The sequence below is a fragment of the Halomonas sp. BM-2019 genome (genome assembly GCF_017584085.1).
The window spans coordinates 235009-257838 of sequence record NZ_CP071922.1; the positions used below are offsets into that span (position 1 = coordinate 235009).

At 66.3% G+C, this 22830-nt stretch carries 20 protein-coding genes; 7 read left to right on the forward strand and 13 right to left on the reverse strand.

What is annotated here, in order from left to right; all coding sequences use genetic code 11:
• Positions 1–8: 8 nt before the first annotated feature.
• From gyrB to dnaA, 4 genes are all read right to left on the reverse strand, one after another.
• Complete coding sequence (gyrB, locus tag J5F18_RS01235; RefSeq protein ID WP_346300551.1) at positions 9–2429, reverse strand: DNA topoisomerase (ATP-hydrolyzing) subunit B; 2421 nt, start codon at positions 2427–2429, stop codon at positions 9–11.
• Positions 2430–2440: 11 nt separating this feature from the next.
• Complete coding sequence (gene recF, locus J5F18_RS01240; RefSeq protein ID WP_346300552.1) at positions 2441–3556, reverse strand: DNA replication/repair protein RecF; 1116 nt, start codon at positions 3554–3556, stop codon at positions 2441–2443.
• Positions 3557–3599: 43 nt separating this feature from the next.
• On the reverse strand, positions 3600–4703 hold the full coding sequence (dnaN, locus tag J5F18_RS01245) for a DNA polymerase III subunit beta (protein WP_346300553.1): 1104 nt from the start codon (positions 4701–4703) through the stop codon (positions 3600–3602).
• A gap of 104 nt (positions 4704–4807) precedes the next feature.
• Positions 4808–6277 carry a chromosomal replication initiator protein DnaA gene (dnaA, locus tag J5F18_RS01250; RefSeq protein WP_346300554.1) on the reverse strand — a complete coding sequence of 490 codons (1470 nt, stop codon included), beginning with the start codon at positions 6275–6277 and terminating at the stop codon, positions 4808–4810.
• A 522-nt stretch (positions 6278–6799) separates the two neighbouring features.
• On the opposite strand from dnaA, the gene rpmH reads away from it, so the two are divergent.
• The 4 genes from rpmH to mnmE all read left to right on the forward strand — a co-directional run bounded on the left by rpmH (position 6800) and on the right by mnmE (position 10675).
• Positions 6800–6934: a 50S ribosomal protein L34 gene (gene rpmH, locus J5F18_RS01255; protein ID WP_346300555.1), complete on the forward strand. Its 135-nt coding sequence runs from the start codon at positions 6800–6802 to the stop codon at positions 6932–6934.
• A gap of 13 nt (positions 6935–6947) precedes the next feature.
• Complete coding sequence (rnpA, locus tag J5F18_RS01260) at positions 6948–7367, forward strand: ribonuclease P protein component (protein ID WP_346300556.1); 420 nt, start codon at positions 6948–6950, stop codon at positions 7365–7367.
• A 158-nt stretch (positions 7368–7525) separates the two neighbouring features.
• Positions 7526–9205, forward strand: coding sequence for a membrane protein insertase YidC (gene yidC / locus J5F18_RS01265; RefSeq protein ID WP_346300557.1), 1680 nt, complete (start codon positions 7526–7528; stop codon positions 9203–9205).
• A gap of 102 nt (positions 9206–9307) precedes the next feature.
• The gene (gene mnmE, locus J5F18_RS01270) at positions 9308–10675 is read left to right on the forward strand and encodes a tRNA uridine-5-carboxymethylaminomethyl(34) synthesis GTPase MnmE (protein WP_346300558.1); all 1368 of its coding nucleotides are present in this window, start codon (positions 9308–9310) and stop codon (positions 10673–10675) included.
• 14 nt (positions 10676–10689) lie between these two features.
• Here the strand turns inward: mnmE and rlmJ are convergent, their stop codons facing one another.
• The 4 genes from rlmJ to rdgB form a co-directional block, all read right to left on the reverse strand.
• Positions 10690–11538 (reverse strand): 23S rRNA (adenine(2030)-N(6))-methyltransferase RlmJ, encoded by an 849-nt coding sequence (rlmJ, locus tag J5F18_RS01275; RefSeq protein ID WP_346300559.1) that lies wholly within the window; start codon positions 11536–11538, stop codon positions 10690–10692.
• A gap of 91 nt (positions 11539–11629) precedes the next feature.
• Complete coding sequence (locus tag J5F18_RS01280) at positions 11630–12304, reverse strand: OmpA family protein (RefSeq protein ID WP_346302150.1); 675 nt, start codon at positions 12302–12304, stop codon at positions 11630–11632.
• Positions 12305–12395: 91 nt separating this feature from the next.
• Positions 12396–13565: a radical SAM family heme chaperone HemW gene (gene hemW / locus J5F18_RS01285; protein WP_346300560.1), complete on the reverse strand. Its 1170-nt coding sequence runs from the start codon at positions 13563–13565 to the stop codon at positions 12396–12398.
• Complete coding sequence (gene rdgB, locus J5F18_RS01290; RefSeq protein ID WP_346302151.1) at positions 13562–14176, reverse strand: RdgB/HAM1 family non-canonical purine NTP pyrophosphatase; 615 nt, start codon at positions 14174–14176, stop codon at positions 13562–13564. The genes hemW and rdgB overlap by 4 nt, the downstream gene beginning before the upstream one ends.
• A gap of 364 nt (positions 14177–14540) precedes the next feature.
• Here rdgB and J5F18_RS01295 point away from each other — a divergent pair, with 364 nt between their 5' ends.
• Positions 14541–15239 (forward strand): LuxR C-terminal-related transcriptional regulator, encoded by a 699-nt coding sequence (locus J5F18_RS01295; protein ID WP_346300561.1) that lies wholly within the window; start codon positions 14541–14543, stop codon positions 15237–15239.
• Between the two features lie 9 nt (positions 15240–15248).
• Here J5F18_RS01295 and J5F18_RS01300 read toward each other — a convergent pair whose 3' ends face one another.
• The 5 genes from J5F18_RS01300 to J5F18_RS01320 all read right to left on the reverse strand — a co-directional run bounded on the left by J5F18_RS01300 (position 15249) and on the right by J5F18_RS01320 (position 21141).
• Positions 15249–16505, reverse strand: coding sequence for an ATP-binding protein (locus J5F18_RS01300; RefSeq protein ID WP_346300562.1), 1257 nt, complete (start codon positions 16503–16505; stop codon positions 15249–15251).
• Positions 16506–16539: 34 nt separating this feature from the next.
• Positions 16540–17829, reverse strand: coding sequence for a glutamate-1-semialdehyde 2,1-aminomutase (gene hemL / locus J5F18_RS01305; protein ID WP_346300563.1), 1290 nt, complete (start codon positions 17827–17829; stop codon positions 16540–16542).
• Between the two features lie 154 nt (positions 17830–17983).
• Positions 17984–18841 carry a hydroxymethylpyrimidine/phosphomethylpyrimidine kinase gene (locus tag J5F18_RS01310; protein ID WP_346300564.1) on the reverse strand — a complete coding sequence of 286 codons (858 nt, stop codon included), beginning with the start codon at positions 18839–18841 and terminating at the stop codon, positions 17984–17986.
• Complete coding sequence (hemJ, locus tag J5F18_RS01315; protein WP_346300565.1) at positions 18841–19272, reverse strand: protoporphyrinogen oxidase HemJ; 432 nt, start codon at positions 19270–19272, stop codon at positions 18841–18843. Before hemJ ends, J5F18_RS01310 begins: the two co-directional genes overlap by 1 nt.
• 90 nt (positions 19273–19362) lie before the next feature.
• Complete coding sequence (locus J5F18_RS01320; RefSeq protein WP_346300566.1) at positions 19363–21141, reverse strand: chloride channel protein; 1779 nt, start codon at positions 21139–21141, stop codon at positions 19363–19365.
• Between the two features lie 113 nt (positions 21142–21254).
• Here J5F18_RS01320 and argC point away from each other — a divergent pair, with 113 nt between their 5' ends.
• Together argC and erpA are read left to right on the forward strand one after the other, a co-directional pair.
• Positions 21255–22289, forward strand: a complete 1035-nt coding sequence (gene argC, locus J5F18_RS01325; protein WP_346300567.1) for an N-acetyl-gamma-glutamyl-phosphate reductase — start codon at positions 21255–21257, stop codon at positions 22287–22289.
• 89 nt (positions 22290–22378) lie between these two features.
• Positions 22379–22732, forward strand: a complete 354-nt coding sequence (erpA, locus tag J5F18_RS01330) for an iron-sulfur cluster insertion protein ErpA (protein WP_346300568.1) — start codon at positions 22379–22381, stop codon at positions 22730–22732.
• Positions 22733–22830 lie beyond the last annotated feature (98 nt).

Consider the following 22830-nt stretch of genomic DNA (forward strand, 5'->3'; position numbering starts at 1 on the left):
ACACCGCGTCACACATCGAGATTGGCCACCAGCGCATTGCGCTCGATAAAGTCGCGGCGCGGCTCCACCTCGTCGCCCATCAGGGTATTGAACATCATGTCGGCGGCGACGGCATCCTCGATGGTGACCCGCATCATGCGGCGGGTCTCGGGATTCATGGTGGTCTCCCAGAGCTGTTCGGGGTTCATCTCGCCGAGGCCCTTGTAGCGCTGGATCGACAAGCCGCGCTGCGCCTCGCTCATCAGCCACTCCAGAGCCTGGTAGAAGGTCGTGACCCGTTTCTGACGTTCGTTGCGAGCTACATAAGCCCCTTCCTCCAGGAGACCATCCAGAGTCTCTCCCAGGGAGGCGATGGCGCGATAGTCGGCACTGGTAAAAAAGTCGATGCCCCAGACATAATCCGTCGTCACGCCGTGGGCCGTCAGGGTTACCGCCGGCAGATAGAGGCTGCGCTCGGTGTCCTCCTCGAGCCGGAAGGTGTAGCGGGGTCCGCCCTCGTAGGCGACCAGGGCATCCATCTCGCCCTGCAGATAATCAATCCAGTTCTGCATGGTCACGCGGTCGAGCAGGCTGCCCTCGCCCTCGAGATGGGCCGCATGTACCATCCGCCGCAGCACCTCGTTGGGATAGACCCGCGACAGGCGATCGATGCGACGCATGACGTCCCTATACTGGTTGACCAGCGCCTCGAGCTGGGACCCGGCGATTCCCGGTGCATCGGCGTTGACGTAGAGGCGGGCACTGTCCAGGGCCGTAGTGGTCAGGTAGTCGGTCATCGCCTGCTCATCCTTGAGATAGAGCTCCTGCTTGCCTCGCTTGACCTTGTAGAGCGGTGGCTGAGCGATGAACACATGGCCGCGCTCGATCAGCTGTGCCATCTGGCGGAAGAAGAAGGTGAGCAGCAAGGTCCGTATATGGGAGCCATCGACATCCGCGTCGGTCATGATGATGATGGAGTGGTAGCGCAGCTTGTCCGGATTGAACTCTTCTCGGCCGATGCCACAGCCTAGGGCGGTGATCAGGGTCCCCACCTCCGCCGAGGAGAGCATCTTATCGAAGCGCGCCTTCTCCACGTTGAGGATCTTGCCCTTGAGCGGCAGGATGGCCTGGGTCCGCCGATCGCGGCCCTGCTTGGCACTGCCGCCGGCCGAGTCACCCTCTACCAGAAAGATTTCGGAGAGACTCGGATCCTTTTCCTGGCAGTCGGCCAGCTTTCCCGGCAGCCCGGCGATATCCAGGGCCCCCTTGCGGCGGGTCATGTCCCGCGCCTTGCGGGCCGCCTCCCGGGCGCGCGCGGCGTCGAGCATCTTGTTGACGATTGCCTTGGCCTCGTTGGGCTTCTCGACCAGGTAGTCGGAAAACAGGCGGCCCATCTCCTGCTCCACCGCGGTCTTCACCTCGGAGGAAACGAGCTTGTCCTTGGTTTGAGAGGAGAACTTGGGGTCGGGAACCTTCACCGAGATGATCGCCGTCAGGCCTTCCCGCGCATCGTCACCGGTGGTGTTGACCTTGGATTTCTTGAGTAGTCCCTCGGACTCGATATAGGCGTTGAGGGTACGGGTAAGAGCGGCACGAAAGCCGGCCAGGTGCGTGCCGCCATCCCGCTGGGGAATGTTGTTGGTGTAGCAGAAGATGTTCTCGTTGAAGGAGTCACTCCACTGCATCGCCACCTCGACCCCCACCCCGTCCTCGCGCTCCGCATTGAAATGGAACACCGGATTGAGCACGGTCTTGTTGGTGTTGAGATGGTCGACGAAGGCCCTCAGCCCACCCTCGTAATGGAACAGCTCCTCCTTGCCGCTGCGCTCGTCAATCAGGCGAATGGCCACGCCAGAATTCAGGAATGAGAGTTCGCGCAGCCGCTTGGCCAGGATATCGAAATGGAACTCGATATTGGCAAAGGTCTCGGGCGACGGCCTGAAGTGCACGCGGGTCCCGCTCTTCTCGGTCTTACCGACAACGCTCAGCGGCGCCTGGGGCACCCCGTGATGATAGAGCTGCTCATGCACTTCGCCGGCGCGCCAGATGGTCAGCCTGAGCTCCTCGGAGAGCGCATTGACCACCGATACGCCCACCCCGTGCAGGCCGCCGGAGACCTTATAGGAGTTGTCGTCGAACTTGCCGCCGGCATGCAGGACCGTCATGATCACTTCGGCCGCCGAGACCCCCTCCCCTTCATGGATATCGGTGGGGACCCCGCGACCGTTGTCGCTGACCGTGATCGATTCATCCGGGTGGATGATGACGCGAATCTCGCTGCAGTAGCCGGCCAGTGCCTCGTCGATGGAGTTGTCCACTAGCTCGAACACCATGTGGTGCAGGCCCGTGCCATCATCGGTGTCACCGATGTACATGCCGGGACGCTTGCGTACGGCATCCAGCCCCTTGAGTACCTTGATGCTCGACGAGTCGTAGGCCTGTTCGCTCATTGACTGCTCCATCATGAAGTCTGTCGTTCCAGTGACACCAACCGACCCGCTCCCGAACTCGAGTGTTTCACGTGAAACATCGAGACCGGCGTGTCGGACTGCCACAGATCTGCCAGGGCATCGTGATCCACGCTGGTAATAAACGCCTGGCAGTGCATGCTTTCCAGCCAGCGGCAGAACACCCGCCGATGGGCGCTGTCCAGTTCGGCCGGCAGGTCGTCGATCAAGTAGACGCAGCGCCGCCCGGTGGAGGCCTCCAGCAGCCGCCCCTGAGCCAGCTTGAGCGCACTCACTACCAGCTTCTGCTGCCCCCGGGAGAGCACCTCCACCGCAGGTCGGCGTTCGAGGCGCAGGCCGAGGTCGGCCCGCTGCGGCCCCTGTTGGGTGAACCCCATCTGTCGATCGACCTCCCTGCCCTGCCTCAATACTTCGCTCAATTCGCGGCGCCGGTCCCAGCCACGCGTATAACGAAGGCGCAGACCCGGCAACGGCATCAGCCCGGCCAGGGTCTCTTCGAACACCGGGAGGAAGGCCTCGACCCAGGCGCTGCGCAGGGCATCGATCTGCTCGCTCCAGTGGGCGAACTCGAACTCCCAGGCCGAAAGGGAAGCGTCGTCCATTCTACCATGCCTGAGCAGGGCATTCCGATGTTTCAGCGCCCGTCGCGACCGCTGCCACGCCTCGAGAAAGTCATGTTTCACGTGAAACACTCCCCAGTCGAGAAACTCCCGGCGGCCCGCAGGGGAGCCCTCCAGCAGACGGAACGCATCAGGGTTGATCAGCTGCAGTGGCAGCGTCTCGACCAGGCGCGACAGCCGTGCGACGCGCTCACCGGCGAGGCGGATCTCCAGCTCATCCTCGTCGCGTCGTCGGCGCAGGCCAAAGGGGAGCGGTGGTTCACCGGTCAGACGGCCATGCAGCACGAGTTCCTCGGCATCGTGGGCGATCACATGGCGCATGTTGCGGGTGCGGAAGGAGCGTCCCATGCCGAGAACATGGATGCCCTCCAGCAGGCTCGTCTTGCCGCTTCCGTTGTCACCGCTGAACAGATTGATCCGACAACCCGGTTGAAAATCAATGGGTTGAAGGTTACGAAGACCCTGAAAGGCGAGGCGATCAAGCGACATGGGCGCTGGCGGGCAGGCGGCACCCGAGGCGCCCCCGCCCAGGCTAGAGGCGCATCGGCATGACGACATAGAGGGCATCGCCACCGCCCGGCTCTTCCATCAACGCACTGCTGTTGGGATCGGCCAGGGTCATCTGGACGCGATCCTCGTCCAGGGCGTTGAGCACGTCGATCAGGTAGCCGACATTGAAGCCGATCTCCATCCCCGGGCCGCTGTACTCGATGGCGATGTTCTCCTCGGCCTCCTCCTGTTCGGGGTTATTGGCCATCACCTTGAGATTGCCCTCCTCCAGGTGGAGGCGGACGCCGCGGTACTTCTCATTGGAGAGGATCGCGGTGCGCGACAGCACCTGGCGCAGCTCGGCACGCTCGGCGATGAACACCTTGTCGCCACCGCGGGGAACCACCCGCTCATAGTCGGGGAACTTGCCGTCCACCAGCTTGGAGGTAAAGGTGAAGTCGCCGGTGTGGGCACGAATATGGCTCGCGCCCAGGGTCAGGCTGACCGGCTCCTCACCATCGTCCAGCAGGCGCACCAGTTCGAGGATGCCCTTGCGCGGCACGATCAGCTTCTGGGCCGGCTCTACCTGGATCTCCACCGGGCGTGAGCAAACCGCCAGGCGATGGCCATCGGTCGCCACCGCCCTGACCAGATTGGCACGCATCTCCAGCAGCATGCCGTTCAGGTAGTAGCGCACGTCCTGCTGGGCCATGGCAAAGGCGGTGGCATCGATCAGCTGCTTCAGGACCCCACGGGGCAGGCTCAGCTCGGTGCTACCCTGGCTATCCTCGATATTGGGGAATTCCGCCACCGGCAGGGTGGAGAGGGTGAAGCGGGAGCGGCCGCTGCGCAGCACCGCCCTGCCCTCCTCCAGGGAGAGCTGGATCTCGGCCTGGTCCGGCAGTGACTTGCAGATATCCATCAGCTTGCGTGCCGGCACCGTGGCGGCGCCGGGCTCATCCACCTGGGCGGCCACGGTGCGACCGATCAGCTCCACTTCCAGATCGGTGCCGGTCAGCGCCACCTGGTCCTGCTCGACCTGGATCAGCACGTTGGAGAGTACCGGGAGAGTCTGGCGTCGCTCCACCACGCCGGCCACCAGCGTCAGCGGTCGCAGCAGCGCTTCGCGGGAGATGGAAAATTTCATGTCGGCTCCACATCTAGTCCTGAAGGGTTGCAGCCCGCGCGGCTCGGACCGAAAGGCATGGCAGTCATTTAACCACAGCCGGGCAAGGCGAAGGGCCGGGCCGGCTAGCTGGTCAGCAGGCGCAGCAGGTTCTTGTAGTCTTCGCGAATATCGGCGCTCTCTTCCTGCAGCGCCTTCACCTTGCGGCAGGCGTGCAACACCGTGGTGTGGTCACGGCCGCCGAAGGCATCACCGATCTCCGGGAGACTATGGTTGGTCAGCTCCTTGGCCAGGGCCATGGCCACCTGCCGCGGCCTGGCCACGGAGCGTGAGCGCCGCTTGGAAAGCAGGTCGGCGAGCTTGATCTTGTAGTACTCGGCCACGGTGCGCTGGATATTGTCCACGCCCACCTGCTTGTCCTGCAGGGCCAGCAGGTCCTTGAGCGACTCGCGGATGAAGTCCTGGGTAATCGGCTTCCCCATGAAGTGGGAGTCGGCGATCACCTTCTTCAGGGCCCCTTCCAGCTCGCGAACGTTGGAGCGAATCTTCTGGGCGATGAAGAAGGCGGCGTCGTGGGGCAGCTCCACCTTGGCCTGATCGGCCTTCTTCATGAGGATCGCTACCCGGGTCTCCAGCTCCGGCGGTTCGATGGCCACCGTCAAGCCCCAACCGAAGCGCGACTTGAGCCGCTCTTCCACCCCGCTGATCTCCTTCGGGTAGCGATCGGAGGTGAGGATCATCTGCTGGCCGCCCTCGAGCAGGGCATTGAAGGTGTGGAAGAACTCCTCCTGGGAGCGCTCCTTGCCGGCGAAGAACTGGATATCGTCGATCAACAACGCATCGACGCTGCGGTAGAAGCGCTTGAAGTCATTGATGGCATTGAGCTGCAGCGCCTTGACCATATCGGCCACGAAGCGCTCGGAGTGCAGGTAGACGACCCGGGCATTCTCGCGGCGCCCGGCCAGGGCGTTGCCCACCGCATGCATCAGGTGGGTCTTGCCCAGCCCTACCCCACCATAGAGAAAGAGCGGGTTGTAGGCCCCGCCCGGGTTCTCCGAGACCTGCCGTGAGGCGGCCCGGGCCAGCTGGTTGGACTTGCCCTCCACAAAGGTCTCGAAGGTGAAGTTGGGGTTCAGGCCACTGTTGTGCTTCAGGCTGCCCTCGACCTGAACCTGGCGCTCGGCGGCGGGCCGACGAGCCGCTCCCTCCTCGCGCATCGCATCGATCTCGCGTTCATCGGCAACCCTGTCGCCGCGGGGGGGGACCTGGACGGCTGGCGCTGCCGGCCGACGCGGGCTAGCCGACACGGGGTTACCCAACTCACGCGGCTGGGGACTGGGGGCACTGCGCCGGCTTCCCACCGACAGCACCACCTTGGGCGGCTTGGCCGGGGAAAGCTCCCGCATCAGCTCACCGATGCGCTTGGCATACTTGTCGCTGACCCAGTCACGAACGAAGCGATTGGGCGCCAGCAGACACAGCTCGCCCGACTCCCCTTCTTCCGCCTGCAGCGGGCGGATCCAGGTGTTGAACTGCTGGGAATTCAGCTCGTCCTGCAGGGTGTCCAGACACTGTTGCCAGAGAGCAAGCGACACGCGACCTCACCATCGATTGGAAAAAGGCCGATCATTGTAGCGTTCCCGGGAGCGGTTATCCACACCCCGCGGCGCGACACCTGGCTCTGTGGACAACTCTTGTCGAACCCTCGGGACCTCGACCCGACAACCCTGGGGAAAACACCTGGCGGTGGACAAGTTGCTGACTTATCCACCGCCGGACCACCGCAAATCCCCGCCTCCAGCAGCGCTAATCCACAGCCATAGAGTTGCTCCATTACCTTGATATCTAACTGGAAAGACAGATTATCCACAGAACGTGTCCCCAGTATTAATAACAAGCCTAATTAAAAGGGCTCTATATAGTGATGATGGAACCTCAGGCTGTCCGAGCCCCCCGGCGCCCCTTTCACGGCATTCGCCCGCACGGAAAAATTGCGCCGCGGCCCGGATATCACTACAATTTCCGGTCTTGAGCCGAACACTCCCGGATTCCCCGACGGAATCCGGACGCCTCGAAATTGTCGAATCGTCCTAAAAACCACGTGGGAATAACGAGTTATGAAGCGCACTTTTCAACCCAGCGTTCTCAAGCGTAAGCGCGTGCACGGTTTCCGTGCCCGCATGGCCACCAAGAGCGGTCGCGCCGTCCTGGCACGCCGTCGTGCCAAGGGTCGCAAGCGCCTGAGCGCCTGATCACGGACCCTGAGTGTCCCGTCAGGACTTTCCCCGCCGTCTGCGACTGCTGACGGCCGGGGACTATCGGCAGGTCTTCGAGCGAGCGGTCTTGAAGGTTCACGGCAAGGGTCTCATGGCTCTGGCGGTACCCAATGACCTGGGACATCCCCGTCTGGGGCTGGTCGTCAGCAAGAAGAACCTTCGCCGAGCCGTCGATCGCAACCGCGTCAAGCGGATCGTTCGCGAGTCCTTTCGTCTGCGGCAGCAGCGTCTTCCTGCCGTCGATATCGTGATCCTGGCAAGGCGTGGCGTAGGGGATCTGGATAACGATACTCTGCACCGCCAGCTGCACGGCATGTGGCGACGCTTGGAACGCGAGGCAAGCAAGGCCGAGTCCGACAAGGGCCATCGCGCCGGCAGTCCCGCCGCAGGCGTCCCGCAGGGCGGATGAGCGGAGAGCCTTTCCATGGCGCCCCTTGAGCCTGCCGGAAGCACCGCCGAGAGTCCGTGTTCGGCATCCAGCCTGCCTCTGGCAGGCTTTTGTCTATCTCGGGCGTGCGCTCGCCGTCACGCCCCTGACATGTTCACCACCCATCGGGCAGAACCCTCATGGACGTAAAACGACTTCTCTTGCTGATCCCCCTGGCGGTGCTGGCCTACCTGATCGTCGTACAGTGGAATCAGGACTATGGCCAGGTCGCGCCTGAGCCGGAGGCCCCCACCTTCATCGCCTCCCCCGACGAGGAAGCCGCCGAGCCGGACGAGGAGGGACTGGCCGTCCCCACCGCACCGCGTCCCGAGGCCGAGACCACGATGCCGATGGAGCCGGACCGTCCTGCCGTCAGCCGTGACCTGATCACCGTGGTCACCGATGTGCTCGACTTGCGCATCGACCCCCAGGGTGGCGACATCGTCTACGCGGCGCTGCCCCAGCATCGCATGACGCTGGACTCGGAGCGTCCCTACGTGCTGCTCTCCGACAGCGAGACGCGCAGCTATGTGGCGCGCTCCGGCCTCCAGATCGACGGCCAGGCCGGGCGCATCGCCTTTACGCCGGGGCAGACCGAATATCGCCTGACCGAGGGCGACAATCGCCTCGAGGTGGACCTGACCGCCGAGGTCAACGGCGTCGACATCATCAAGCGTTTCAGCTTCGAGCGCGGCAGCTACGCGGTGGACGTCAATTATTACCTGGCCAACAACACCGAAGCGCCGGTCAGCGCCCGCTTCATCGGGCAGCTGGCCCGCGACAACAGCCCCGACCCCTCCAGCGGCGTGGCGCTGGGCATGAGCTCCTATCTCGGCGCCGCCTTCTCCTCACCCGACACCCGCTACGAGAAGGTCGACTTCGACGATATCCAGCGCGGGCGCTTCGATAATCGCGATGTCCAGGGCGGCTGGGCGGCCATCCTCCAGCACTACTTCGTCTCGGCCTGGGCACCGCCCCAGAACCAGCAGAACCTCTACTACGCCACCACGGATTCACGCAATCGCAACGTGGTGGCCTTCGCCGGTCCTGTGGCCAGCGTGGCCGCCGAGGGCGAGGCCCGTCTGGGCGCCACCCTCTACATGGGCCCCAAGGTACAGGACTACCTGGAGGCCGTGGCGCCCCATCTGCGCCTCACCGTGGACTACGGCTGGCTGTGGTTCATCGCCAACCCGCTGTTCTGGCTGCTCGACCAGATCCACAGCCTGGTCGGTAACTGGGGCTGGTCCATCGTCTTCCTGACCATCCTGGTCAAGCTGGCCCTGTGGCCGCTCTCCGCCAAGGCCTACAAGTCCATGGCCCGCATGCGCAAGCTGGGTCCGGAGATGCAGCGCCTGAAGGAGCAGTATGGCGATGACCGCCAGAAGATGTCCCAGGAGATGATGAAGTTCTACCAGAAGGAGAAGATCAACCCGCTGGGCGGCTGTCTGCCGATCCTGGTCCAGATGCCGGTCTTCATCGCTCTCTACTGGATGCTTCTGGAGTCGGTGGAACTGCGTCACGCCCCCTTCATGTTCTGGATCCAGGACCTGTCGATCCGCGATCCGCTGTTCATCCTTCCGATCCTGATGGGCGCCTCCATGTACGTCCAGCAGCTGCTTAACCCGACCCCGCCGGACCCCATGCAGGCCAAGATCATGAAGATGCTGCCCATCGTCTTCACCTTCTTCTTCCTGTGGTTCCCGGCCGGCCTGGTGATCTACTGGGTGGTGAACAACATCATCTCCATCGCCCAGCAGTACGCCATCACGCGCAAGATCGAGAACGATCCCAGCGTCGGCAAGGGTATGAAGACCAAGTAGCCCGAGGCATCAGACCCCGCCCCAGACCCCCGCCCCGTGCGGGGGTCTGGCGTTGGTGGCGCCCGAATCGGACAATGGTCCCGCCACCCCGAGGAGATTCTCATGGCCCGCCTCCATGACCAGGACACCATCGCCGCCCTCGCCACCCCGCCCGGTCGCGGCGGAGTTGGCATCATCCGCGTCTCTGGGCCGCTGTGCGCGATGATCGCCAAGGCGGTGGTGGGCCTCTGCCCTCCCGCCCGCCGCGTCCACTACGGACCCTTTTGGGGCGATTCTGGCGTGATCGACGAGGGCATCGCCCTGTACTTCGCAGGCCCCCACTCCTTCACCGGCGAGGACGTGCTGGAGCTGCAGGGCCATGGGGGGCCGGTGATCATGGACCTGCTGCTGGAACGCTGCGTGCAGCTCGGCGCTCGCCTGGCCCGCCCGGGCGAGTTCTCCGAGCGCGCCTTCCTCAACGACAAGCTCGACCTGGCCCAAACCGAGGCGATCGCCGACCTGATCGACGCCAGCTCCCGGGCCGCCGCCGAGAACGCCCTGCGCTCGCTGCAGGGCGACTTCTCGCGGCGGGTCGAGGCGCTCGTCCAGCGGCTGATCGAGCTGCGCATCTACGTGGAGGCGGCCATCGACTTTCCCGAGGAGGAGATCGACTTCCTGGCCGACGGCAAGGTGGCCGAGAAGCTGGCGGGCGTGATGGCCGAGCTGGCCAAGGTGCGGGCCGCCGCCGGCCAGGGTGCCCTGATGCGCGAGGGCATGAACGTGGTGATCGCCGGGCGCCCCAATGCCGGAAAATCAAGCCTGCTCAACGCGCTCACCGAGCAGGAGACGGCCATCGTCACCGATATCGCCGGCACCACCCGGGACGTGCTGCGCGAGCATATCCACATCGACGGCATGCCGCTGCACGTGATCGATACCGCCGGCCTGCGCGACACTCCGGACGCCGTGGAGCGCATCGGCGTGGCCCGCGCGTGGGCGGAGATCGAGACGGCGGACCGAGTGCTGCTGCTGGTAGACGCCACCACCACGGCCTCCACCGATCCCATGGCGATCTGGCCCGAGTTCGTGGCTCGGCTGTCTGACCCGTCGCGGCTGACCCTGGTGCGCAACAAGATCGACACAAGCCGGGAGGCACCGGGAAGCGACTTGTCCACAGCCACCCCGGTGGTGAGGCTCTCCGCCCGCACCGGAACGGGTGTGGATAACCTCAAGGCGCACCTCAAGGCGGTGATGGGCTACAGCGGCACCGCCGAGGGGCGCTTCTCGGCGCGGCGGCGCCACCTGGACGCCCTCGACCGGGCGCGCCAGGCTCTGGAGAACGGCGAGACCCAGCTGGCCGGCTTCGGCGCCGGCGAGCTGCTGGCCGAGGACCTGCGCGACGCCCAGCAGGCGCTGGGCGAGATAACCGGCGAATTCAGCGCGGACGACCTGCTCGGCGAGATCTTCGGCAGCTTCTGCATCGGGAAATAGCAGCGCAGTCTCCCCTACTCCTCTACCCACCAGCCGCTGCGATAGCTCCCCGGCGCGCCCAGGTGGGCCACCACGGGTGCCATCGCCGCGGCCAGGCGCTCATCGAAGCCCCAGGGCGGATTGACCACCAGCATACCGCTGCCATACATGCCCCGCTCCCCCGCCGCCGGCGTTTGCCGGGTAAACTCCCCGTACCAGACCTTGCGCAGGTCTCCGTCCCGGACCCCTTCCAGCAGCTCGCGGTGCTGCCCCGACGGCAGCAGCGGATACCACACCAGCACCACCCCGTGACGCGCCTTGCGCATCGCCGCCAGCAGCGTCTCGGCCACCTCGGCATACTCTGCCTTGCGCTCGTAGCTGGGGTCGATCAGCACGCAGAGCCTCGGGGTCGCCACCGGCAGGCGCTCGCGCAGGCCCCTGAGGCCATCGGCACGGATACGCTGGACCGCCGCGGGAAGCGCCTGCTGCGCCAGGTGCTCATGCTCCCCCGGGTGCAGCTCGAAGAGCCACTGGCGATCCCCCGCCCGCAGGCGGTGGCCAATCCACCAGGGCGAGCCGGGGTAGTGGGTCAGCCGCTCCGGGTCGGGCTGGGCGGCCGCCAGGCTGGCCAGCCAGTCGCTGAGCAGCGGGGTGTCGGCCAGCTCGGCGCGAGCCCGCCAGAGCGGCAGGATCCCTTGCCGATACTCCTGCAGCCGGGCGGTTTCTGCCCCATCCAGGGGGTAGTCCCCACGCCCGGCATGGGTATCAACATACGTAATGGAGGATTTTTTACGTAACAGATGATCGATGACCCCATGCAGGGTCAGGTGCTTGTGGACATCGGCAAAGTTGCCGGCGTGATAGGCGTGCTGGTAGGAAAGCATGGAAGGGATTCCGCGACTCGGCAAGGATGAGGGTGACCAAAAAAAGGGCCTGCCGCCGCAGGCGACAGGCCCCTGACAGGTCGGCCGGAGCTTACTGGAACTGGCTCTCGATGGGCGAGAGGGTGATCTCGACGCGACGGTTCTGGGCACGCCCCTCCTCGCTGGCGTTGCTGGCCACAGGCTGATTCTGGCCGTAGCCCCTCATCTGGAGCCGATTACGGGCGACGCCGGACTGGGCCAGGTAGTTGCCGACGGACTCGGCGCGTCGCTCGGAGAGCCGCTGGTTGTAGTCGGCGTTGCCGGTGCTGTCGGTGTGGCCGGCGATGTTGACGCGCGTATCGGTGTATTGGCTGAGGATCGACGCCACGTCGTTGAGCGCGCTGCGCGCGCTGTTGGTCAATTCGCTGGAGTCGAAGCCGAAGGTCACGCTGCTCGGCATGTTGAGAACGATATCGTCGCCGCGGCGATCGACCTCGATCCCGGTGCCCCGCGTGCTCTCGCGCAGCTGCTGCTCCTGGCGATCCATATAGGCACCGATTCCGGCACCGGCGGCGGCGCCCACGGCGGCACCGACCAAGGCGCGGTCGCGGCGGCTGGTGCTGCCGCTTCCGGAGAGCGCGCCCGCGGCGGCCCCCACGGCGGCACCGATGCCGGCACCGGTGGCGGTCTGGCTGCGCTGGGTCTGGCCGCTGTAGGGATCGGTGGTGGCACACCCCACCAGAAGGGCGGCAGCGGCCAGAGGAACGAACAGGCGTTGGATCTTGATCATGGGGTATCTCCTTGATATCGGGATGGCAGCTCCGAGCCACCCTCCTGGCGGCACCGGATCAGCGATGTGCGATGAGTCGATTAGCGCGTCAATCCTGGCTGATCAGTGCCAGCAATTCATTCAAGAATAATAGACCCCGAGGTGATGCCTGCAGTCGCGCGGCATCTTCCACCAGAAGTCCTTTTTCCCGCGCCTCGGCGAGCCGGGACTCGAGGGCCGCCAGCGGGCGCCCGGTCATGGCGGGCCAGCTCGCGAGTGGCACGCCCTCGACCAGGCGCAGCGCGTTCATGGCGAACTCCAGCGGCAGCTCGGCCTCGGCGATCCGGTGGCGACCGGCCACGAAGCCCCGGGGATCATGGCAGCGGCGCAGATAGGCCGCCGGCTGGCGGGCCTTCCAGCGTCGCTCGATGGCCAATCGACCCTGGCCGTCAGCGACGCTCAGCTTGCCATGGGCGCCGGCACCGATGCCCAGGTAGTCGCCGAAACGCCAGTAGTGGAGATTATGCCGCGAACGATGCCCAGGTCGCGAATAGGCGGAAATCTCGTAGCGGGAGTACCCCGCCGCCTCCAGCCGAACATGGCCGAGGTCCTGGATATCCCAGAGGACTTCCTCCTCGGGCAGGCGCGGCGGCCGGGAATGAAACTCCGTGTTGGGCTCCAGGGTGAGCTGATACCAGGACAGGTGTTCCGGGGCAAGCGCCAGGGCCCGCTCCAGGTCGTCGAGGGCCAGCTCGGGCGTCTGGTTCGGCAAGCCGTGCATCAGATCGAGGTTGAGGTTGTCGAAGCCGGCCACCCGCGCCTCGGCCACCGCGGCCTCGGCGTCGCGGCCCGTGTGGATGCGCCCCAGGGAGTTGAGCTGGGCATCCTGGAAACTCTGTACGCCCAGGGAGAGGCGGTTGATGCCCGCCTCGCGATAGCCGGCGAAGCGCCCGCGCTCCAGGGTGCCCGGGTTGGCCTCCAGGGTGATCTCGATATCGGCGGCCAGGGGGAGCCGCTCGGCGAGGCCGGCCAGCAGCTCCCGGTAGAAGGCCGCGGACATCAGGCTCGGCGTGCCGCCGCCGATGAAGAGACTGATCAGCTCGCGACCGGCGGCCAGCTCCAGGTCGGCGTCGAGGTCGGCCAGCAGCGCCACCAGGTAGTCGGCCTCCGGCAGCTCGGCGTCCCGCCCGACGCCGTGGGAGTTGAAGTCGCAGTAGGGGCACTTGCGCACGCACCAGGGCACATGCACATAGAGGGAGAGCGGGGGCAGGGCGGTCATCGCATCCCGCCGGCCTGACCCAGCGCCTCGACCAGGGCCTGGAGGGCCCGACCGCGATGGCTGAGCCGGTTCTTCTCCGTGGCCGGGAGCTCGGCCACGCTCACCCGCTGATCGGGCAGCCAGAACAGGGGGTCATAGCCGAAGCCCCCCTCACCACGGGGCTGGCCCAGGATCACGCCCTCCCAGCTGCGCTGTACGATCAGCGGCACCGGGTCCTCGGCGTGGCGCAGGTAAACAAGCACGCACCAGTAGCGGCCGGTGCGCCTTCCTTCGGGCACCTCGGCGAGGCACTCCAGAAGCCGCGCGTTGTTGCGCGCATCGCTCTTCGGCTCCCCGGCGAAGCGGGCTGAATAGATGCCGGGCGCACCGTGCAGCGCATCCACCTCCAGACCCGAGTCGTCGGCCAGCGCCGGCAGCCCACTGATGCGGCTCGCCTCCCGGGCCTTGAGCAGGGCATTCTCCACGAAGGTGAGACCCGTCTCCTCCACCTCACGCACCGCGTATTCCGCCTGGGCCCTGACATCGAAGCCCAGCGGCGCCAGCAGCTGATGGAACTCGCGAAGCTTGCCGGGATTGCCGCTGGCGAGGATCAGGGGGTTCAAGGTCATGATGGGGCTTCCTGGCGATTCACGAGCCACCATTCTAGGACGTGCGCCAGCCGCAGGAAAAGTCTCGGTCGACCCCTTATTAGATGACTCATAACTTTTCTGTACTCGAGACTGATCTTACTCATCGTGCCCTGGTGGTTTTTCCCCGCGCGAAACACCGCGTCACCTCGACAAGCTATAGTTAAAGCATTGATGAATTGAGATAAGGCAGTATGCAGTGCAGCAATAATAGCTTATAAATATATATAAATAACAAAATAACAGTAACGAAAAGTTACAAAGTGACCGAGACTTCACTCTGATCGGATCACACCACTCAACCCATACCCAGGCATGAGAGCGAGTCGGGTTACCTGAGGGGGCAAATATGGACAAGGGCACAAGCCTGCTGCTGGTGACCGCCAGCAATCCCCAGTGCCAGCTTTTTATCGACTACCTTCGACAGCGGCTGGACTGCCCTGTCACGGTGCTGCCACCAGGCAGCGAGTGGAAGTCCCGCGAGCTCCAGCGCACCCTGATCCTGCTGGATGCCGACCATATCTCCGATGACCTGATGCAGAAGTGGCACGCCAAGACCATGGAGCACGAGCACCTGTCGCTGGCCGCCTTCAACCTGCAGGACGAGGACCACGCCGTCGAGACCCTCTCGGCCCTGCACCTCCAGGGAGTCTTCTACCGCAGCGACGACCTGGACATGATCTGCAAGGGGCTCCAGGCCCTGATGGCGGGCGAGCTGTGGATGTCACGCTCCCTGATGACCCGCATGATTTCCTTCCTACGCCGCCAGCAGCTCAACTCCTACCGCCCGGTCTGCGGCCTCACCCATCGCGAGCTGGAGATCATCGGCCTGCTGGGCTCCGGTGCCTCCAACAGCGACATCGCCGACCGCCTCTTCGTCAGCGAGCACACCGTCAAGTCACACCTCTACAATATCTTCCGCAAGATCGATGTCCACAACCGCATCCAGGCCGTCAACTGGGCGCGCCAGAATCTCGGGGTGCCACCTCCCCCGGACCTGGCGCGCCGGCGCCATGACGGCAAGGAACCCGGTGGACAGGGTCGATGATCCTCGAGCTCAGCCGAGCCTGACGTGCTCCTCGATCAGGTCGACCAGCGTCTCCGCGGCGTTGTCGGCGGTGGTGTCCAGGTGCACCAGGTTCAGGCGTTCCTCATCGGCGAAGGCCTCCCGCTCGGCAAGCTGACGCTCCAGTACCGACAGGCTGTTGGCTAGCTCGACGCCCTGATGCCGGGCCCGCTTCTCGATGCGCCGGCGCAGCGTTGCCTCGTCGGCCTCGAAGCTGACCACCAGGCAGGGGAGGCCCCGCGCCTCGGCCTGCTGGCGTAGCAGGTCGCGCTGCCAGCGCTTCAGGCAGGTGGCATCCACGCAGGCCGGGATGCCCGCATCCAGCAGGGTGCCCGCACAGCAGGCCAGATGGCGGTAGGTGCGCTCGGTCGCCGCCTCATCGAAGATATCCACAGCGGGATCCAGGGCAGCCCCCTGGGGATAGGTCATCTCCGCGGGCAGCTCGTGGAGCCGACGGCGCTCGGCATCGGAGCAGACGCGAATCGCCCCCAGCCGCGCCACCAGCCCCGCCGTGAAGCGGCTCTTGCCGCTGCCCGACACGCCCACGGCAATCACCAAGGGTGGAAAGCGGAACTCGGCGATACGCTCGGCGAGGTCCAGATAGCGCCGGCACTCGGCCATGCTCTCCGCCAGCCGGGCGGGATGTTCCGGGTCCTGGTCCTCCGCGGGCCGACGCTGCAGGGCCCGGCGGGCGCCGCTCAGCGCATGGCAGATCCCGAACAGCGACAGCAGCCGCGCCTGCGGGTAGTCGCCGGAGAGCCGCAGGTAGCGATCCAGGGCCAGCCGGGTCAGCGCCGACTCGCCCCGTGCCTCGAGCCCCACCAGCAGGGCCGCCAAGTCGCTGGCCGCATCCGCCGCCAGCTCGTTTCCGGGCACCGTCGGATCGCGCCCGATGGCATTGACCAGCAGGGTACGGCCCTCATGGCACAGGCGGCTCTCCGGATGGGCCAGCGCCCAGCTGGTCAGCTGACGCTCTCGCCGGGACTCGAGCAGGGGCGCCAGGCGTACCAGGTCCTGCGCCAGCCACTCCCCCAACTGATCGACCCGCCGGCGCTCCTCCTCATCGAACAGGGCAGGGCGGATCACCGCCAGCGCTTCCCTCGCCATGACCTCCAGCGGCCGGCGCGGGTCAGCCGTCGAGGCCGTCGGCCGCGCATCGCGATGGTAGGCCACCAGGGAATCGATCAGCGACTCCAGGCTCTCGGTGGCGTCGCTGTCCTTGCCAGGCGGGTCGGCGAGATGGTGCATGGCGAGTCTCCCGGTGGAGGGGTTCGGGTTGCGGTTAGCCTGCCTGCATGGCCCGGAAGGCCTTCTCGGCGGCGTCCAGGGTCAGCTGGATATCCTCCGGCGTATGGGCGCTGGACATGAACCCCGCCTCGTAGGCGGAGGGCGCCAGGTAGACCCCCTCGTCGAGCATCGCCGAGAAGAAGCGCCGGAAGGCGTCGGCGTCGCAGGCCGTGGCCTGGGCGAAGTTGTCGACGCGGCTCTGGCCGGTGAAGAAGAGCCCGAACATCCCGCCGACGCGCTGGGTGATCATCTCCACCCTCGCGGCATCGGCCCGCTCCTGGAGGCCGTGGCAGAGCGTCTCGACCCGCTGGGCCAGGGCGTCGTGGAAGCCGGGCTGACGCAGCTTGGTGAGCAGGGCGATGCCGGCCGCCATGGCCAGCGGGTTGCCGGACAGCGTCCCCGCCTGGTAGACCGGTCCCAGCGGCGAGATGTTGGACATGATCGACTCGCTGCCGCCGAAGGCGCCCACCGGCATGCCGCCACCGACGATCTTGCCCAGGCAGGTGAGGTCGGGACGGATGCCGTAGTGCGCCTGGGCACCGCCCAGGGCCACGCGGAAACCGGTCATCACCTCGTCGAAGATCAGCACGCTGTCGTGGGCGTCACAGGCCCGACGCAGGCTTTCGAGGAAGCCCGGCTGGGGCGGAATGCAGTTCATGTTGCCGGCCACCGGCTCGACGATGATGCAGGCGATCTGCTCGCCGATCTCCTCGAAGCACTCTTCCACGGCGTCGATGTCGTTGTAGGGCAGGGTCACGGTGTGCTCGGCCAGGGCCGCCGGCACGCCCGGCGAGCTGGGCTCGCCGTGGGTCAGGGCCCCGGAGCCCGCCTTGACCAGCAGGGAGTCGGAGTGGCCATGGTAGTTGCCCTCGAACTTGACGATCTTGTCGCGCCCGGTGACCCCGCGGGCCAGGCGGATCGCCGACATGGTGGCCTCGGTGCCCGAATTGACCATGCGCACCATCTCCATGGAGGGGAGCATCTCGCAGATCAGGTCCGCCATGGTGGTCTCGATGGCGGTGGGGGTCCCGAAGGAAAGGCCCTTGTCGAGCCGGTCGCGAACCGCCCCCAGCACGTCCGGGTCGGCGTGGCCGGTGATCATCGGCCCCCAGGAGCCCACGTAGTCGACGTAGCGCTTGCCCTCCACGTCGAACAGGTAGGCGCCCTGGGCACGCTCCATGAACACCGGCGGCCGCTGCAGCCCCTTGAAGGCGCGCACCGGCGAGTTGACGCCACCGGGAATGTGTCGGCAGGCCCGTTCAAAGAGTTCGGCGGATGTGATCATGGCGTGTCTCGTCCTCGCAAGCTTGTGGATAGTTCTCTGGATAAGCCCTTCACCAGCGGTGAATAGCGCGGAAAGTTCGCGCGTCGTCGCCCCTCGGGGCCCGCTCTCCTGCTCTCCATTCTCAGTGCTTGGCCCGCCGATGGCCAGCGCTGCCTCAGCTTCCCTGCCCGGACGGGTCGGGCACCTTGACCGATGTCACGGGCAGGCGCCATAGCCGACGCGGCAGGCTCTGGCCCTCGGGACTCGGCTGCCAGGCGTGGGCCAGCGCCTGCCAGGTGAAGGCCTGGGCCTGCTCGCAGGCACTCATCAGCGACTCCCCGGCCGCCAGTCGCGCCGCCAGGGCCGCCGCCAGGGTACAGCCGGAGCCGTGGTAGCGCCCCGCCAGCCGGGGCCAGCTCCACTGGCGACTCTGGTCGGGTGTGTGCAGAGTATGCGCCACCCGATCCCCGGGGGTACCGGCGGCCGGCGAATCGGTCCCGGTGACCAGTACCGCCTGACAGCCCAGCGTCATCAGCTCCACCGCCCGCTCGGTATCCTCCCCGGGCGACCGCGACAGGCGTGACAGCTCGTCGCGGTTGGGCGTCAGGATATCCACCAGGGGCAGCAGGCGCTCGCGGAAGGCGTCCACCAGCTCAGCTGTGGATAACTCCCGGCCGCCGCCGGCCCTGAGCACCGGGTCGACCACCAGCGGCACGCCGGGAAAGCGCCGGATGATATCGGTCACCGCATCCAGGCTGGGCAGGTCGGCCACCAGGCCCACCTTGATGGCCGCGACCTCGAAGCCGTCCAGCGCCGCGGCGGCGGCGCGCATGGTGTCGGGGTCGCCGGGAACAACCGCCTGGACGTCGCGGCAATTCTGCACCGTCAGTGCGGTGGGGATGGTCAGCGCCCAGCCGCCACAGGCGGCGACCGCCTCGGCGTCGGCGATCAACCCGGCGCCGCCGGTGGGGTCGTGGCCTGCCAGCACCAGCACCACCGGCAGGTGCGGCGCGATAGGTGTCGTCTCGGCCATCAGAAGGGCTTCAGCACGGCAAGGACGATGATCACCAGCAGGGCGATCACCGGCAGCTCATTGAACCAGCGGAAGAACACATGGCTCTTGGTGCAGCGCCCATCGCGCAGCTGCTTGAGGTAGATCAGGCAGACATGGTGGTAGGCCACCAGCAGCGCCACCAGCAGCAGCTTGGCGTGCAGCCAGCCCTGGGTCAGCCAGAAGGGCATCAGGTAGAGTAGCCAGCCACCGAACACCAGCACCGCGATCATCGAAGGCGTCATGATGCCGCGATAGAGCTTGCGCTCCATCACCTGGAAGTGGTCGATGGCCTGCTGCTCGCCACGGTCCCGCGCCATGGCGTGGTAGACATAGAGGCGCGGTAGATAGAAGAGGGCGGCGAACCAGGTCACCATGGCGATCAGGTGCAGGGCCTTGATCCACAGGTACATAAGGGCTCCAAGACGGCGGATGGGGGAGGGCAGGCGGTGCAGCCACCCGGTGGGGAGGCGGGCTGCCGAGATGGCTGATCCACGGGACGGTCAGTCGCCGAGACGATAGTAGCGTTCGATGGCCCCCCGCGTGATGATACCCGAAATCCGCTTCCTTTTCGGGCGGTTGCCGTGCTCCACATAGAGCGCATCCACCGACTGGTCATTGAGCCGCTCGAAGGCCTCGGAGAGCGTCGCCTGCAGATGGATGGGCGCCAGTTCCAGGCGCAGGCCGGGAATCTCCATCAGGTCGATGAGCTCCGCTTCTTCCCCCTCACCGCCCCCATCATCCTCCCGCGGCTCCGACTCGGCCTCCATCAGCCAGCGCGCCAGGTCGGCGGCCTTCAATGCCAGCACCGGCTTGTCGTCGCTGGAGCGCTCGATCAGGACCCAGATCGGGTTGCGGGTCAGCAGCATCCGGGCGCGCTCCCGGGTCATCATCCGGGGCGCGCACTCCAGGCTTCGCTCCATCACCGCCGGCACCGACACCCGTGAGAGTGCCTGCATCAGCGGCTGCTGCAATGGGTGCAGGCCGTGGCGGGTCGCACTGATGAAGAACCCGTCGCAGCGGCACAGCTGCCGGGAGGTCAGTCCCGAGACCACCACCGCCAGCATGCCGGGCAGGAGGATATTGGGATTGTGGGTCAGTTCCAGCAGCGCCATCAGCGCGGCCAGGGGCGCCTGCAGCACCGCTCCCATCATCGCCGCCATGCCCAACATGGCGTAGAGCCCCGGCTCGGCCCCCCGTTCAGGCCAGATCCAGGCCCCGAAGAGCCCCATCAGGGCCCCCGCGGCGGCGCCGACCACCAGCACCGGCCCGATGATGCCGATGGGGATGCCGCTGGCTACGGTGATCGCCGTCAACAGCAGCTTGGCCACCACCAGCGCCAGCAGCACGTCCACCGTCAGGTCGCCGGTCAGGGAGGCAGCCAGGCTGTCGTAGCCGATGCCCTGCACCTCGGGATACCACCAGGCCACCGTGGCCGTGGCCACGGCCACCAGCGAGAGGCGCAGCCATACCGGCACTCCCTTGATCCAGTCGCTTCTCGCCACGTGGATGAAGAGCCCGGCCAGGAGTCCGATGACCAGCGCCGTCACCACGATCCACGGCAGGTTCATCAGCGTGCCGAGGGTCACCGAGGGCACCTGGAAGGCGGGCTCGGGGCCATAGACCAGTTGGGCCACCACCGCCCCCATGGTGGAGGCAAGGATCACCGGCATGAAGCCGGCAATGGTGTACTCCATCATCACCACTTCCATGGCGAAGATGACCCCGGCAATGGGCGTATTGAAGGAGGCGGAGATACCCGCGGCGGTGCCACAGGCCACCAGCACCCGCAGGCTGTTGTGGGGCAGGCGCAGCTGCTGGCCGAGGCCGCTGGAGGCGGCGGCGCCCAGGTGGATCGCCGGCCCCTCGCGACCCGCGGAGAGCCCGCCGAGCACCGTGACCACGCCGACCCACCACTGGTTGAGCCAGTTGCGCAGGGGGAAGCGCCCCTGGTGGTAGGTGAGCCGCTCCATCACGTGGGCGACGCCCATCTTGCGGGCCCTCTCCGGCTGGCGCCACAGGAAGACGCCCACCAGGATCACGGCGAGGATCGGCAAAGCCGAGCGCACCAGCGGCGAGAGCCCTTCGAAGGCCTCCGGGTCGCCGCCGGGCATGAAGGCCAGGGCGCCGAGATCGATCAGCAGCCGGAAGCCGACCATGAAGCCGCCGGTGATCAGCCCCGACACCACCCCCAGCACGCAGAGCTGGGGCAGGGCATCGACGCTGGCCAGGCGCTGGCGAAAGCCCTCCAGGCTGAGGTCCGGCAGTGTGAAACGCGGCACGGCGAAATTCCTGTTCTGCCAGTGACGGAGCCGGCTGGGTCGGCCCCTGCCTTCTTGTGTATCATAGTCGTCACAACCGAGCCCAGCCCCAGGCCAAGCGGAAGGAGTGCAACGTGATCAAGGTCGGAATCGTCGGCGGCACCGGATATACCGGGGTCGAACTGCTCAGGCTGCTGGCCCAGCATCCCGAGGTCAAGGTAGAGGCCATCACCTCCCGCTCCGAGGCGGGCCTGGGGGTCGCCGAGCTGTACCCCAACCTGCGCGGCCACTATGACGACCTGGCCTTCAGTGAGCCGGATGCCGAGCGCCTCGGCGCCTGCGACGCCGTCTTCTTCGCCACGCCCCACGGTGTAGCCCACGCCCTGGCCGGCGAGCTGCTCGAGCGCGGCACCCGGGTCATCGACCTCTCCGCAGACTTCCGCCTGCGCGACGCCGAGGAGTGGGCCGAGTGGTACGGCCAGCCCCACGGTGCCCCGGCGCTGCTGGACGAGGCGGTCTATGGCCTGCCCGAGGTCAATCGTGACAGGATCCGCCAGGCGCGACTGATCGCCGTGCCCGGCTGCTACCCGACCGCCGTGCAGCTCGGCCTGCTGCCGCTGCTCGAGGCGGGGCTGATCGACGCCGACCACGTCATCGCCGACTGCAAGTCCGGGGTCACCGGCGCTGGCCGCGGCGCCAAGGTGCCCTCGCTGCTGGCCGAGGCCAGCGAGTCGATGAAGGCCTACGGCGCCCCCGGCCACCGCCACCTGCCGGAGATCCGCCAGGGCCTGACCGATGCCGCCGGCGTCCCGGTGGGGCTCACCTTCGTGCCCCACCTGACGCCGATGATCCGCGGCATCCATGCCACCCTCTACGGGCGTCTCACCGGCGAGCCGGGGGACCTGCAGGCGCTCTTCGAGAAGCGCTTCGAAGGCGAGCCCTTCGTCGATGTCATGCCCGCCGGCAGCCACCCGGAGACCCGCAGCGTCAAGGGTGCCAACCTCTGCCGCATCGCCGTGCACCGCCCGGGCAACGGCGATACCGTGGTGGTGCTCGCGGTGATCGACAACCTGGTCAAGGGGGCCTCCGGCCAGGCGGTGCATAATCTCAACCTGATGTTCGGCTTCGCCGAGAACGCCGGCCTCGCCGCCCCGGCGCTGATGCCCTGACCCCACTCCCCCAGCAAAAGTTGACCAATTTGCTGGGGATTGGGGATAATGGCCGGTCGAATTCTCCATTTCCCTTCAGGGAGCTCACCATGAGCGGTGCCGAATCCTTTGTTCCCACGCCCCTGATGCTCTCCGACAGCGCTCGCCAGCGGCTGAAGTCGCTGATCGAGGAAGAGGGCAACAGCCAGCTCAAGCTGCGGGTCTACGTCACCGGCGGCGGCTGCTCGGGCTTCCAGTACGGCTTCGACTTCGCCGAGGAGGTCACCGAGGACGACACCGTCATCGCCTTCGGCGACGTCGCCCTGGTGGTCGACCCGCTCTCCTACCAGTACCTGGTGGGCTCCACCGTGGACTTCGAGGAGGGTCTCGCCGGCGCCCGCTTCCTGGTCCAGAACCCCAACGCCACCACCACCTGTGGCTGCGGCGCCTCCTTCATGGTGTGATCGCGGCAGGGTGTCATCGCAGCGTTGTCCCCCGAACTTGACGCTCTCTGGGATTCTCGCCAAGGTTGAAGAGGCGAGACCCATCAGAAAAGCCTCAA

Coding starts and splice junctions, on each gene's coding strand:
- gyrB (WP_346300551.1), bottom strand. CDS start 2,429: ATGAGCGAACAGGCCTACGACTCGTCGAGCATCAAGGTACTCAAGGGG.
- recF (WP_346300552.1), bottom strand. CDS start 3,556: ATGTCGCTTGATCGCCTCGCCTTTCAGGGTCTTCGTAACCTTCAACCC.
- dnaN (WP_346300553.1), bottom strand. CDS start 4,703: ATGAAATTTTCCATCTCCCGCGAAGCGCTGCTGCGACCGCTGACGCTG.
- rpmH (WP_346300555.1), top strand. CDS start 6,800: ATGAAGCGCACTTTTCAACCCAGCGTTCTCAAGCGTAAGCGCGTGCAC.
- yidC (WP_346300557.1), top strand. CDS start 7,526: ATGGACGTAAAACGACTTCTCTTGCTGATCCCCCTGGCGGTGCTGGCC.
- mnmE (WP_346300558.1), top strand. CDS start 9,308: ATGGCCCGCCTCCATGACCAGGACACCATCGCCGCCCTCGCCACCCCG.
- rlmJ (WP_346300559.1), bottom strand. CDS start 11,538: ATGCTTTCCTACCAGCACGCCTATCACGCCGGCAACTTTGCCGATGTC.
- hemW (WP_346300560.1), bottom strand. CDS start 13,565: ATGACCGCCCTGCCCCCGCTCTCCCTCTATGTGCATGTGCCCTGGTGC.
- J5F18_RS01295 (WP_346300561.1), top strand. CDS start 14,541: ATGGACAAGGGCACAAGCCTGCTGCTGGTGACCGCCAGCAATCCCCAG.
- J5F18_RS01300 (WP_346300562.1), bottom strand. CDS start 16,505: ATGCACCATCTCGCCGACCCGCCTGGCAAGGACAGCGACGCCACCGAG.
- hemL (WP_346300563.1), bottom strand. CDS start 17,829: ATGATCACATCCGCCGAACTCTTTGAACGGGCCTGCCGACACATTCCC.
- J5F18_RS01310 (WP_346300564.1), bottom strand. CDS start 18,841: ATGGCCGAGACGACACCTATCGCGCCGCACCTGCCGGTGGTGCTGGTG.
- hemJ (WP_346300565.1), bottom strand. CDS start 19,272: ATGTACCTGTGGATCAAGGCCCTGCACCTGATCGCCATGGTGACCTGG.
- erpA (WP_346300568.1), top strand. CDS start 22,379: ATGAGCGGTGCCGAATCCTTTGTTCCCACGCCCCTGATGCTCTCCGAC.